Source organism: Neobacillus drentensis (assembly GCF_021560175.1).
Classification (GTDB): domain Bacteria; phylum Bacillota; class Bacilli; order Bacillales; family Cytobacillaceae; genus Neobacillus; species Neobacillus drentensis_A.
Genome location: NZ_CP091110.1, coordinates 2,746,808 through 2,760,675, shown reverse-complemented (window position 1 = coordinate 2,760,675; position 13,868 = coordinate 2,746,808). Strand labels below are relative to the sequence as shown.

Here is a 13,868-nt window from a genome sequence, read left to right as displayed (position 1 = left end):
ACCTGCCTATTGAGGACAAGTTAGGCGAACTTTTTACCTTTCTAGAACTGGGTTTACTCACATAAAAAAGCTCAGAGATCGAACACTCTGAGCATGGGATGTTTCGTTTAATTCAAAGAAAATTTGCCAAATGTATTGATAGGTACACCCAATCTGTCGGTCAACCACTTTTTCTACTTGTATTGAAATCCTTGATTTCTAACCGTAGGACTGGAGTTTTTTCTGTATTGTTCAAATCCGTTTTCATAAAACTGTGCAATTTTAATTGACCAGTCACTAGAATCCTGTCCGTTTGTCCGTTCGGACAGATAGGATGAAATGGTCTGATCATATTGGTCAATGATTTCCTTTTGTATCTTAGCATCGTACTGTTCTTTCTGAAGGGTAGCCTGCAGTGGCAGCCTTGGTTTTTGACCAGGTACGTTTCGTGGATGTCCAACCACCAGACCTGAAATCGGAAAAACATATTCCGGAAGATTCAAAAGATCCACAAAGACTTGAGGATTTCTCCTTAATCCTCCGATTGGAACGATTCCGAGTCCCATCGATTCCGCAGCGATTACCGCGCTTCCGAGTGCGATCCCGACATCAGTGGATCCAACCAAAATCGCTTCTAAATCCTCGACGATTTTAAAATCAGTCCCATTTTTTTCAGCTGCCAGCTTCGCCCGATAAAAATCCATGCAAAACACGAGAAACACGGGAGCTTCCTCGATCCATCTCTGGTTGCCTGCCGCTTTCGACAATGCTGCTTTTCTGTCAGGCTCTCTTACTTCAATCACAGTTACTTGCTGACCATTAATCCAATTAGGCGCAGCCATAGCTGCCTCCATAATCGTTTCAACCTGGGCTTCACTTACCTCTTTTTCAGTGTCGAATTCCCTGACTGAACGGTGGTTTTTTAATAGTTGAATCGTTTCGTTCATGTAATCACTCCTTGTCTATCCGATTTTTTCTCATAAAAGTGCCTGTCACCACCGCAGGTGGTGACAGGCACCATTTTACTTATTAAGAAGCTCGAAAAAGGAACAAATGGTTAGGATCCCTTTATCAAAGTTTTCCAAGTTAAAGTGTTCGTTTGGTGCATGAAGGTTTTCATCCGGTAAACCGAATCCCATTAAGACCACAGGCACATTTAGAGATTGGTTAAAGTCAGATACAATCGGAATCGAACCGCCTTCTCTTTTATAAACTGGTGCTTTTCCATAGACATTTTCATATGCTTCGGCCGCTTTTTGAATCATCGGGCTATCAATCGGCGTTAAAAATGGATTACCCGTATCTTGTAAGGTAACTTCCACCGTGCATCCGTTTGGTGCTTGTTCTTCCAAATGCTTTTTGATTAATTGTTGAATCTTTTCAGGGTTTTGATTATGGACTAAACGGCAAGTGATTTTGGCATGTGCCTCATTCGGGATAACAGTTTTGGTTCCTTCCCCCTGAAATCCGCCCCATAGGCCGTTGACTTCTAAGGTTGGACGGGAACTAATTCTTTCAGGATAAGGAAAGTTGTGTTCCCCTCCGGTTAAATCGGTTAACCCTAACGATTTTTTTAGCTTTTCTTCATCGAAGCCCAGTGCTTTAATTTGTTCCTTTTCAAAATCTGTTAGTTCGACGACATCATCATAGAAGTGCTCTACATTTACTTTCCCGTTTCCATCGTGAAGGGTAGAAAGAAGCTGTACCAGTAGATGGTTAGCGTTCTGAACTCCCCCGCCAAACATACCCGAATGTAAATCAGAATTAGCGGTTTTAAGGGAAAATTCCAAGGCACATAGACCTCGTAAAGAATAGGTGATAGCTGGAACTCCTCTGTCCCACATATCAGAATCAGATATAATCACCACATCACATGCTAATTTTTCTTTATTATCGGATAAAAATGGCGGAAGATGCGGACTTCCGATTTCTTCTTCTCCTTCGATGCAAAATTTAACGTTTACAGGTAATTTACCTTCTACTTTCAATAGCGTTTCGACTGCTTTGATATGTAAGAATGTCTGCCCTTTGTCGTCGGTTGCCCCTCTCGCATAGATCTTCTCATCACGGACCGTTGGTTCAAACGGAGGAGTTTCCCATAAATGAACGGGATCAACTGGCTGTACGTCATAATGACCGTACACTAAGACTGTTGGCGCATTTTCCTGATGAAGCCAGTCTCCATAGATAATCGGATGGCCTTTTGTCTGAATGATTTCAACATATTCCATTCCAATGCTTTCTAATTTATTGGCAATCCATGAAGCTGCTTTTTGGATGTCCTCTTTATGCTCAGATAAGGAACTTACGCTGGGAATCCTGAGCAATTCTTTTAATTCTTCGACATTTTGTTGATGATTTTCGGCTAATACCTCGGATAATTGACTCATGTTCTCACCTTTTCTTTTTATTTACTATTGTTATTTTATACAAAAATTAGAAAGAATACCTACAATTAGCTCTGAAACAATTTAAGCTTTGTTGCTTTTGGACCTTATTAAGGACCATCTACTATGTTCCAGGGCAATTTTCGCAAACGTTCTTATCTTACAGGAGATGCCACGAAGCATTTAATATCACGGGCTGATAAACTTTTACGAAAAACAACAATTTATGCGAAAATATCCTTTATTCAAAACAAAAAGCTGCCAATGGCAGCTTAAACCTCAATGAATGGACCTTTTTCTTATTATGGTAAATGCACGAGTAGAATATCTTCTAAGATTGCAAGTTCTTTTTTCAAAATTGGAACGATAGTGGTAACGGATCTTTCATCCACCTCACAAATGGTAACAGCTGAACCGCCTTTTTTAGCCCGTTCTAGTCCCAAACGGGCGATGTTAAACCCATGCTTATTAAGAATATTCGATAATTCCGCAAGAAATCCTTTTTTGTCAATATGACGGATCACAAGTGTCGGCCGCTCACCCGAGAATTTTAACGGGTAATCATCCAATTCTTGAACCTCCACTTTTCCACCACCTAATGAACTTGCCAATATTTTGATCCTTCTAGTTTCTCCTTCCAATTCAATGAGAACCGTATTAGGATGATAACTTCCTAATATTCTTTTGGTAAATTCATAAGATAAATCATTTTGCTCTGCCAACTGTTTTGCATGGGGTACTTTTTCATCACTTGTTGCCAACCCGAGTACCCCTGCTAATAAAGCTACATCTGTCCCATGGCCTTCATAAGTTTCCGCAAATGAGCCCATAAAGGGGAACTTCACATGAACAGGTTTTTCATTTAATAACTGATTGGCAATTCTGCCGATGCGAACGGCGCCGGCGGTATGGGAACTAGAGGGACCGACCATAATCGGGCCAATAATTTCATACGCACTCTGATATTTTGCCGGCTGACTTACTGTTTTCTTATTAAACACTTTTCCCATTAGTTTCTTGCCAGTTGGAGTTCCTGCCAGACCTCCTATTCCCGTTTCCCTTAATGATTCCGGCATTTGTTGTCCTACTTCGTGCATCACATAAATCACTTCATCGGGTGGGATCACACTATTGACGCCTGCTAACGCCATATCGGCTGCCGCTTGCGCCGTGATGGCATGAAGCCCATTTCTGATAATGCAAGGAATTTCTACTAGTCCGGCCACTGGATCGCAAACCAGCCCTAGGGAATTCTTTAATGCGATCCCCACCGCATTTCCGACTTGGGATGGTGTTCCCCCTGCTAATTCAACCAACGTACCTGCTGCCATCGCTGTTGCCGATCCCACTTCTGCCTGACATCCGCCAGCGGCTCCAGAAATGGATGCTTTATTCGCAATAACTAATCCAAGTGCAGAAGCTGTGAACATAGAAAGAACAATCTCATCACGTTTAAATCTTCCACTTTCGATAGCATGAATAAGAACAGCCGGTAATATGCCAGCTGCACCTGCTGTAGGTGTTGCAGCAATCCGCCCCATGGCTGCATTGACTTCAGACACGCTCAGCGCGTAGGAAAGGGTATCTAATGTTTTGGGGGCGATATACGACATCCCTTTTCGAGCATAGAGTTTCATACGATATCCATCCCCGCCTGTCAAACCGGTCCGAGACTTCACAGGACTTTCTGTCCCTTTTCGTACCGCTTCCTCCATTACACCTAATTGCTCCAACATTTTCTCCAATAATTGATGCTTAGGAATCCCCTTTTGTTCTTCTTCTGTTTTTAACATGATCTGAGCGATGGTTGTGTTCCCCTTTTCTGCCAGTTCGATTAATTCTTTTAAAGAAGTAAAGGACATATAACGTACTCCTTTCCTTGTAGTCACTCATATTATTCCTTATAAATACTTTTGCCCTTCCACCTTATAGTAGAAGGGCAAAAGTAATGGAATTCATCTTTTATACGAAATTATTATTTGCTTGCTACCATCAATTTCGGAGGCATCAAACCTGAAGGAATCAGTGATTCATACGTTTGACCATCAAGCGTTTCATTTAATTCTCTTTTGGCGTTTTCAATTAATTCGGGATTCTTGAGTGCAGAAATAGCTGTACAAGCGATCGCTTTTCCTGCGAGTAGCATGGCATCGTGTGCATACTCTTCTTTGCCTTGTGCGACAACTTGCCACGTATGAAACGGGGTACCAAACGCCCAAGTTGACGTGACACATTGTGCAGTGGGAACATTCCAGCTGACGTCAGCTACATCCGTCGAACCACTCATAAAACTGACCTTTTCGGAAAAAGGAACAACAAAATCGGCAATAGGTCGTTCAGCGAGCCTTCTTGCCATGTCTTTACCGACAGTGGCTGCAGCACTTTGTTTCTCTTCATCTGTCAAAGTGGCATACATCTCGTGTGCAAAATCGATACTCGAATCTGTTACACTTGGAAAACCTAATTCTTGCATATGCTGATGCATTACTTTTTCAAGTGTAAGGTTTGGAATTAAATTATGGCAGGATCCCTGTATACTGTGCTCCATTGCTGTTTGTGTCATCAGTGCTGCACCACGTGCGCAATCTACCACTCGATCAAATAAATCTCTTACCTGATTGGGCTTGGGTGCTCGAATTAAATAGGTCACCTCTGCCTCAGATTGCACCACATTCGGTGCTAACCCGCCTGTATTGGTTACGGCATAATGGATGCGGGCCTCGTCAACCATATGTTCTCTCATATAATTGACACCCACATTCATTAGTTCAACGGCATCGAGGGCACTTCTGCCCAGGTGTGGAGCCGCACCAGCATGGGCACTTCTGCCTGAAAATTTAAAATCCACATGAATGACGGCGTTTGAGGTTGAATGCATTACAGCGTTCATTGTTGCCGGATGCCAAGAGAAAGCCACATCAACATCCTTAAACAGCCCGTCCCTTGCCATAAACGTTTTGCCATAGCCGCTTTCTTCTGCTGGACACCCATAATATCTTACAGTTCCTTCCATTCGATTCTCATCCATATATTCTTTAATGGCCATTGCTGCGGAAAGTGCACCAACCCCCAATAGATTATGCCCACATCCATGTCCATTTCCATTCACCGATACAGGGTTAAAATTTATACTGCCTGCTTGCTGACTAAGCCCCGCTAACGCATCAAATTCACCAAGTACCGCAATGATTGGGTGCCCCTTGCCAAATGAACCAATAAAGCCGGTTTCCAACCCCGCCACTCCCCTAGTTACTGAGAATCCTTCATTTGTTAATGTTTGACAAAGCAAATCCGCCGAGTGAAATTCTTCAAACCGTGTTTCTGCAAATTCCCAGATTTGATCACTTACATTTGTAAACAGAGAACGTTTACTCTCAATTATTTTTGCTATTTTTTCTGTTAAATTCAACTTGTTCATCTCCTATCCTACATGTTGACTAGTTAACTCAATTTGTTTTTTTGGCCGAATTGTAAATAATGAACCTGCACATAAAAGAGCAAACATAACCAGCATAATAAATGCTGCATTGTATGAACCATTAAAGGCATCCACTAAAAACCCAATCAACATAGGTGTTAGGACACCTGCAAACTGTGCACCTGTATTAATAAAACCATTTGCCGTCCCCACCACATCTTCTGGAAGAATCTTCAAAGGGACAGTGGTAATCAAAATAATATTAAATGAGAATAAGACTGTAATGATACTTTGGTAGATTACAAACATAGTAATGTTAGGCGCAAAAGCCATTAGAAGGAGTGAACCCGCTGAAATTATCGCAAAAACTGCTGCCAAAAGCTTGTCCTTCCCCTCAGGTAATTTATCTAAGACATATCCACTTAAAAACATCGCTAAAACACCTGCGAGCGGAGGAATAGCAGATACGTACCCAACAGAAGTTAAATCGAGCCCTTTTACCTTCACTAAGTATGTTGGCATCCATGAAGTTAATCCCCAGTTCACTGCATAAATACTAAAATAAGCAATAAACAAATTCCAGATCATCGGTGTCTTTAATACTTCTTTTAACGGTTGTTTCTTTTTACTAGAGGTTTTCTCTCCGTCTACATTAGTCCTTGTTTGTTCCTTAAGAAGAAATACAAACAATAGGGTAATTACAATTCCAATTACACCAACGGAGTGAAATATACTTCTCCACCCAATGCCTTGTATAAGATGCGTTCCAACAATCGGGGTCAAAACCCCCATGATGGTTCCCGAAGAGAGCATAATAGACATAGCGCGACTCCGTTCATTGATTGGAAACCAACCGGCTATTCCTTTTGAAGCTGATGGAAAGAAACTTCCTTCCCCAATTCCAAACAGAAAGCGGATGAGAATCATCGATAACAAGGACCATGCGAAGCCTGTTAAGACGGTAAAGATGGACCATGCCAGTAAGGCGGTAATAATGATTTTCCGGAAACCGAATCGATCGGCTAGCCATCCACCTGGAATCTGCATGATGGCATATCCAGCAAAGAAACTACTTAATACAATTCCTGTCTCGGATGCACTAAAGTGTAAATCTTTTGAAATACCTAAAACCGCATAATTCATAATAAAGCGATCAAAATTCCCTAATGACCATCCTAGAAAAAGCATGGTGATAATAATATACTTCCAATTTTGCTGTACTCTCGTTACCATATACCTACCCCCTATCAAATTAGTAATGTGATGTTATCCTAAATATAAAAAATTCTGACTATTTCTACAATGTTTAACTGTACACCTTTCAGGTAAAATTAGTGTAGTTATATACACTCTAAATAGGAGGGATCCTTATGAACACACTAATAAAAATCGATCACTATTTGACAGAGCAATGTCGCCTTCCTAGTTATCAGTTATGGGAGAGTATCAATGGAATGGATTTTTCTCTTGTTTCCTCTCATCAATTTCATGATAAGACCCCTCCTCCAAAGACTCTGGGAAAAAAAATCGTCTTGGCTTATTCGGAATATACTGAGTTCCATTTCTATTACCCAAGCCACTCGACCATTGTCCTAAGAACACCAAGATCGAAAAGGTTGGAAATCTATGATCAGGAACACCTTACCTTACTTGTGGATCTTCATTATTTACAATTGATGTTAGATAGAGAGAAACATATTCGGAACAAGTTAATAGAGAGTATACGAGATATATCTGTTTTAGAAGATTTAGACTTCCTGCTAACAAAAATCCTTGAAAATGCTCTATCAGTTATTCCTAGTGCGGATATGGGGGTCCTTTGGATGTATGACGATGACATAGGAAAACTAATTCCAAAGGCATGGACAGGAGGGCCTAGTGAAGAAATTAAAAATATGAAAATGAACATTGGGGAAGGCATCATCGGTAAAACATTTCAGACCAATCAATCAATTAGATTGACTTCGATGGATGATATTCTTAGAGAATCAGCAACGATGTCATCTGAAAATACCCAGCACCTACTTAATTCCTTTCAATTTGAAACATTGCAATCGATTATTTCGGTGCCAATAAAGGTAGAGGAAAATACCTTATGTGTATTAATTGTTTATCAGAATGGTCACACGTCCCTTTTAACAAAAGAGGACCAGCGATTGCTAACAAGTTTCTCTGACCAAGTTTCCATTGCTCTAAAAAATTCAAAATTATTTAACGATCTCAAATTACATAATCATTTACTGATACAACGTGATGAAATTCACGACACCTTTATTAAAATATCCCTTCAAAGTAAAGGGTTGAAATTCATCGTAAACGAATTAAATAAACTAATCCAAAAGCCATTAATCATCTTTGATTTTTCCGAGGACCACGTGTTTTCAAGTCCTGGCGAATGGTTATCGGAGTTTCCTAACGAATTAAAGAAACTCATTACCTACTGTCAAGAACCATCTTTTCATTCTATACAAGTTCTAGGACAAGAGGAAAAGCTTTTATTCATTTATCCCATTCTAGCTATCGATGTACCTTTTGGTCTAATCATAGTAGAAATGAATGATGGTATTCTGTTGCCCTTAGATAAAATGATTTTAGAACAAGCTAGCTCAATCATTGCATTAGAAATGATAAGAAAACACACACTCACTGAATCGTTTTATCAAAAAAATCATGATTTATTCCATGATTTCCTTGAATGTAAAGATAATTATTTACTAACACAAAAAGCTGTTGAACTAGGAATTGATGTTACAACTAATAATATAGTTATACTGATTAATATTCCAACTCACTTGGATATCCAATTGACCAATATCCAAATTCATAAACTTATCTCACTAATCAAACAACATTTTCATTCATATACCCCTATTGTTTTCGGATATCGGAACAAAATCACGATACTTTGTCAATTTTCAAGTCAAAGCGAGAAAAATTATTTATTAAATAATCTTAAAACAATTCAAACGAGTTGGAAGTACTTATATAAAGGAGACTTAAAAATCGGGGTAGGTTCCACTTATCAAGAGCTTGAATCTATACAAAAAAGTTATACAGAAGCTGAAAAGGCCATAACGTACCTGGTTTCCAAAAGACTGACGGGTATCATGAACTATGACGAAATTGGAATTAATCGGCTTTTTATTAATCATCCGAACGAAGAATTAAACGCATTTATTAATGAGGTCTTCCTTCCACTTCAATCAGAAAAGGATAAAAGCTTAATGCTCGAACAAACACTGCTTGTCTATATGGAACATGACCGAGCACCGGGAAAGACTGCACAATTTTTACACGTTCACGTTAATACTTTATATAAAAGGCTTAAAAAAATTGAAGAAATCCTTGATATTTCTCTGACGGATACAGAAGACATTCTGAAATTGCAGCTTGCATGTTATTTAAGAAAGACGAGTAACTCGATTTAGAGGATAAAAATATAAAAGATTTAATAACCTAACAGCAAAGTTGAAAAAGTACAACAAAAATAATAAGAGAACCTTAGTGTGTTAAATTACACAATTGGGTTCTCTTATTCGTATTCCTAAATAGGCTTGGTTTAAGCTTATCACGGGTTTAACGTCCTATTTTTTGACTTCTATAAAGATATGACGAATTCCCTTTGATTTTTATACCTCGAGTTCCCAGCTGAATCGGTGTTAACGGTACCGCTCTTCTTTAAATGGATTTGCAGTCATCGAATAGCCGAACTCTTCCCAAAATCCTGCTTGATCTTCTGTCATAAACTCAATTCCTGACACCCACTTGGTGCCTTTCCAAAGGTAAAATACTTCTGGTGGAATAAACCTTAGTGGATAACCATGTTTTGGATCAATATCCTGCCAATCATGATTTTGATCCTTCCAGCGGTAAACAAACAAAGAATCGTCCCCTAATAAAGGCTCGAGCGGCAGGTTGGCAGAATATCCAAATCTCTCCCGATTATAGTAACCATTAATTTTGATGTATTTTACCTCTTCCTTTAAATCAACAAGCTTTACTAACTCTCTGAGTGCAATTCCTTCAAAGGTTGTATCAAATTTAGACCAGGTGGTTACACAATGCATATTAACGGTAGAAATCGTCTTCGGAAGCTCCATAAATTCCTTATAGGATAAAATCTTTTCTTCTTTTACCTCACCAAAAAGTCTGAAATTCCAAGTGGTTTTATTGAACTCGGGAACGTCCCCTTTATGAAGTATTGGCCATTTTTCTGTTTCAAATTGGCCTGGCGGAAGCTGTTTTTCCATCCTACACCACCCCTTCTTCCTCTTATTTAAATTACAGTTTTTCATATAGTATGATACCAAATAATGCAAGCGAACCCAATTGGTAGGGCTCTCAAAATATGAAAAAGGGTAGCATCTCCAGTATAAAACCGTCCCCATGCATTCCAATAAACTTTATTTTGTCTGTACACAGAGTTTACACGAGCTTAATATTAACATGATATGATGGGTTTACCCACAAATGAGGAGGCAGAATAAATGAATGTGCGTGCAATATTTATTGATATGGATGGTACACTGTTAAAAGCCTCAAACAACATTTCCGATCGTAATAGGGAAGCTATAAATAGTCTTATAAATCAGGGGATTAAGGTTTTTCTAGCTACAGGACGACATTATGAAGTAACCGTTCCCTACCACAAAGAACTTAGATTATCCACTCCCATGATCTGTTTGAATGGTGCTGCTATTCACGATGCCGAGACAGGCAGAGCGATACAAATGAAAACCGTCCAACTGAATGAAGAACGATTCCACCATCTAACCGCTGAAAAACCTTGTAATGTTATGATCCATACAGCGAGTGGGCTATATTGTAAGGAAACAAATGAAGAAATCGATTATTGGACAAAAGTTGGGCAAATTCCGCCACGATATTTTGGAGATTTAAGACTGGCAAATTATCAGGATGTTCTTAAATATAGTGTTCGCACTGGTGCACCAAGTCCTGAATTATCTGCATTGTTTAAGGAAGAAGCAGAAGTCATCGATTGGGAAGACGGGTTTGAGTTGATTGCTCCTAATGTTTCCAAATGGTCTGCTATAAAAAGCCTGCTTACCGAATATCGAATTAGCCCAAAGGATATCGTCACTATTGGAGATGGACCAAATGATATAGAGATGCTTCGTCATGCCGGTACAGGTGTGGCAATGGGGAACGCTAGCGAAAAGGTTAAAGCAGCAGCTAATTTTGTTACAGGACACCATGAAAATGATGGATTAGCTGAGTTTATCGAACGTTATCTGCTTAAATCATATGAATCATATGCTATTTAGAGTTGTTTATAATGAATTCCTATGACAAAATTACCGGTACTTTTCATTTAGACCCGTCCTATAGGACAAAACCAACCTAAAGTCATCCTTATTGTCTAATAGACCCATCCTATAGGACAAAACCAAATCAAAGTCGTCCATATTGTCCATTAGACCCGCCCTATAGGACAAAACCAAACCAAAATTCATCCATATTGTCTAATAGACCCGCCCTATAGGACAAAATCAACCTAAAGTCATCCTTATTGTCTAATAGACCCGCTCTATAGGACAAAATCTACTTAAAGTCATCCTTATTGTCTAATAGACCCGCCCTATGGGACAAAACCAAAGTCATACAGGTAAGTTTCCTAACACAACCAATAAAAATGTATAAAAAAAAGCTATCAATTTGATTGCCATTTTGCAGCTGCCATATTGGTGGCTTTTTCTTGTGAGCTAACTGGCAGGATCGTTAAAAAACGTTATAAATAAAAATACTTGGAGAGTTCCCCAAGCTTATTGCCTTGCCGTATAAAATTTTATAAAAAACTTCGTCAATCCATAAGCAACTATTGAAATGATTAAATCGATAAAAAAAAGATGAACAATGGTAAATCCGTTTTTTAAGGAAATGAGTCCCATCCCCTTCTCCATGGGTGCAAAACCAAAAGCCAATATAGCACTTATTCCCGCTGCCCATACAAAAAAATTCTTATCAGGTTTGAGGCAATATTGATATACAAGCATTAATGAAATAGGTATAAGGGATGCTGTTATTGCCAAGCCTTGTGGCAAGAAAGGCAATAGGAAGTTGTTATGGTCTAAAAAACCTTGTCTTATAAGCGAGAGATCTGTATAGGTCCATAACATATGTACTGTGTAGCCAAAGAAAAGAATTTCAAAAGTTCTTATTCGGTCAAGCTTCATCAAAAGCACAATCAATGGTGCTAGCAAGAAGAGCAGTATCACCCAAAACTGCCAGTTTCCCCAGTCTGAATACTTATGCCAATAAGAATGCATTAACGATGTAACCTTCTCACTCGCCCTGTTTATTTCATCCCAGTACTGTTTCCCTGACATGCTAACGCCTCCTGCCTATACAGTGAAAAGTCACCTATATCCCTATAACAGGCAGCTTCTATTAAAACATACATTCTTTTGCTAAACGATTCGCCGTAGGGTGAAGCCTACTATATTAAACTAACCAAGACCATTGCGTTTATACATAAAAAGGTAAATGCGACGACATATCATTTGTTAATGAAATAATACAAAAGGAAATTTCACCGTTTCCATTATGTAATAAAATGATTAATCGTAAAAGTTGACGGGTACTAAAGTATAGAATTTTAATGAACAAAGGAGGATTTTATGTTTCGTCACCAAAAGCAATTACAGTTTGAGGTAAAAGTAGACCGACCAGATCCAATGCTCGCCCGACAAGTACAGGAAGTACTTGGTGGTCAATTTGGAGAAATGACCGTCATGATGCAGTATCTATTTCAAGGGTTTAATTGTCGTGGTGAAGAAAAGTATAAAGACATGTTGATGGATATTGGCACAGAGGAAATAGGACATGTTGAAATGTTGTGCTCTCTAATCAGTCAATTGCTGGATGGAGCTTCTCCAGAAGATCAGGCTGAAGCTGCAAAAGACCCTGCTATTGCTGCCATTATGGGTGGAATCAATCCTCAGCATTTACTCGTTAGCGGTCTTGGCGGGCTGCCAACTAATGCCAATGGAGTACCTTGGAACGGTGCATACATTGTTGCAAGTGGAAATCTATTAGCAGATATGCGTTCTAATTTACATGCTGAAAGCCAGGGTAGACTTCAAGTAGCCCGTCTGTACCATATGACAACCGATGAAGGTGTCCGTGCAACCTTCCGCAAAATGCTTGCCCGTGACCGTTATCACCAATACCAATGGATGGCGGCCATTGCAGAGCTTGAAGAGAAAAACGGTGTGGTCGTACCCGCTTCCTTCCCTGCTGTAGCTGAACAGGAATCTCAACCCCAGGCCTATGAATTTTGGAATCTCTCCGAAGGCAGTGAATCCTCTGAGGGACTTTGGGCCACTGGAAGTGCACCCGATGGGTCGGGGGACTTTGTGTTTATTAAAGAGCCAATCGCCAAAGGACAAGTACCTAATCCAAGTATCCCCTCTGAAAAATTACATCACGACTTAGATCTCACTAAATTACCAGCGAAATAAGAGTTATTTAACAAGATGATCTCTTTCCGAGTTCATCTTGTTTTTTTGTTCTTTTGGGCGTAGCATGAAAAGTAATTTTATTTTATAAATAATCTACATCTATCTAGGTTTTTTTTCATACTTATATTTTGGAGGTGAAAAAATGCCAAGAGTAAACTATCGTACATCGGACGTTGCCTTAATGGCAAGGATGATGAGAGCTGAAGCCGAAGGTGAAGGAAAATTAGGGATGTTATATGTTGGAAATGTAATAGTAAATCGCCTTGTAGCTAATTGTTTAGACTTTAAAGATTTACGTTCGATTAACCAAGTTATTTTCCAAGTACAAGGAGGAAATTTTTCCTTTGAAGCTGTTCAAAAAGGAAATGTATTTTATCAAAGAGCTAGAACGTCTGAAAGAAGATTAGCCAAACAAAATTTGGATTATTGGCGACAACACCCAGGGAAATATGCCCTTTGGTATTTTAATCCACATGCTCCATGTCCTCCCACCTGGTACGGTCAACCACAATCTGGTCAATTTAAAAATCATTGTTATTATGAACCAAAAGCTGGAACATGTGACTCCGTTTATAGAGGTTAGAAAGCATGATTTTCTGTTTC

General features: G+C 39.3%; 11 protein-coding genes. 4 read left to right on the top strand and 7 right to left on the bottom strand.

What is annotated here, in order from left to right; all coding sequences use genetic code 11:
* Nucleotides 1-173 precede the first annotated feature (173 nt).
* The 5 genes from L1999_RS12815 to L1999_RS12795 all read right to left on the bottom strand — a co-directional run bounded on the left by L1999_RS12815 (nt 174) and on the right by L1999_RS12795 (nt 7,017).
* On the bottom strand, nt 174-926 hold the full coding sequence (locus tag L1999_RS12815) for an NADPH-dependent oxidoreductase (protein WP_235743894.1): 753 nt from the start codon (nt 924-926) through the stop codon (nt 174-176).
* A gap of 75 nt (nt 927-1,001) precedes the next feature.
* On the bottom strand, nt 1,002-2,369 hold the full coding sequence (locus L1999_RS12810) for a dipeptidase (RefSeq protein WP_235743893.1): 1,368 nt from the start codon (nt 2,367-2,369) through the stop codon (nt 1,002-1,004).
* 299 nt (nt 2,370-2,668) lie between these two features.
* Complete coding sequence (gene sdaAA / locus L1999_RS12805) at nt 2,669-4,228, bottom strand: L-serine ammonia-lyase, iron-sulfur-dependent, subunit alpha (RefSeq protein ID WP_235743892.1); 1,560 nt, start codon at nt 4,226-4,228, stop codon at nt 2,669-2,671.
* A 113-nt stretch (nt 4,229-4,341) separates the two neighbouring features.
* The gene (locus L1999_RS12800) at nt 4,342-5,775 is read right to left on the bottom strand and encodes a M20 family metallopeptidase (protein WP_235743891.1); all 1,434 of its coding nucleotides are present in this window, start codon (nt 5,773-5,775) and stop codon (nt 4,342-4,344) included.
* 12 nt (nt 5,776-5,787) lie between these two features.
* Nucleotides 5,788-7,017 (bottom strand): MFS transporter, encoded by a 1,230-nt coding sequence (locus L1999_RS12795; RefSeq protein ID WP_235743890.1) that lies wholly within the window; start codon nt 7,015-7,017, stop codon nt 5,788-5,790.
* Nucleotides 7,018-7,154: 137 nt separating this feature from the next.
* On the opposite strand from L1999_RS12795, the gene L1999_RS12790 reads away from it, so the two are divergent.
* Nucleotides 7,155-9,212, top strand: a complete 2,058-nt coding sequence (locus L1999_RS12790; protein WP_235743889.1) for a helix-turn-helix domain-containing protein — start codon at nt 7,155-7,157, stop codon at nt 9,210-9,212.
* Between the two features lie 231 nt (nt 9,213-9,443).
* Here L1999_RS12790 and L1999_RS12785 read toward each other — a convergent pair whose 3' ends face one another.
* A complete protein-coding gene (locus L1999_RS12785) occupies nt 9,444-10,034 on the bottom strand; it encodes a molybdopterin-dependent oxidoreductase (protein WP_235743888.1) in 591 nt (196 codons plus the stop codon).
* A 237-nt stretch (nt 10,035-10,271) separates the two neighbouring features.
* Here L1999_RS12785 and L1999_RS12780 point away from each other — a divergent pair, with 237 nt between their 5' ends.
* Nucleotides 10,272-11,069 (top strand): HAD family hydrolase, encoded by a 798-nt coding sequence (locus L1999_RS12780; RefSeq protein ID WP_235743887.1) that lies wholly within the window; start codon nt 10,272-10,274, stop codon nt 11,067-11,069.
* A gap of 498 nt (nt 11,070-11,567) precedes the next feature.
* Here the strand turns inward: L1999_RS12780 and L1999_RS12775 are convergent, their stop codons facing one another.
* Nucleotides 11,568-12,131, bottom strand: a complete 564-nt coding sequence (locus L1999_RS12775; RefSeq protein WP_235743886.1) for a hypothetical protein — start codon at nt 12,129-12,131, stop codon at nt 11,568-11,570.
* Nucleotides 12,132-12,422: 291 nt separating this feature from the next.
* Between L1999_RS12775 and L1999_RS12770 the strand changes: the two genes are divergently transcribed.
* Nucleotides 12,423-13,265 (top strand): manganese catalase, encoded by an 843-nt coding sequence (locus tag L1999_RS12770; protein ID WP_235743885.1) that lies wholly within the window; start codon nt 12,423-12,425, stop codon nt 13,263-13,265.
* 142 nt (nt 13,266-13,407) lie between these two features.
* Nucleotides 13,408-13,848: a cell wall hydrolase gene (locus tag L1999_RS12765; protein ID WP_235743884.1), complete on the top strand. Its 441-nt coding sequence runs from the start codon at nt 13,408-13,410 to the stop codon at nt 13,846-13,848.
* The last annotated feature ends 20 nt before the right edge of the window (nt 13,849-13,868 follow it).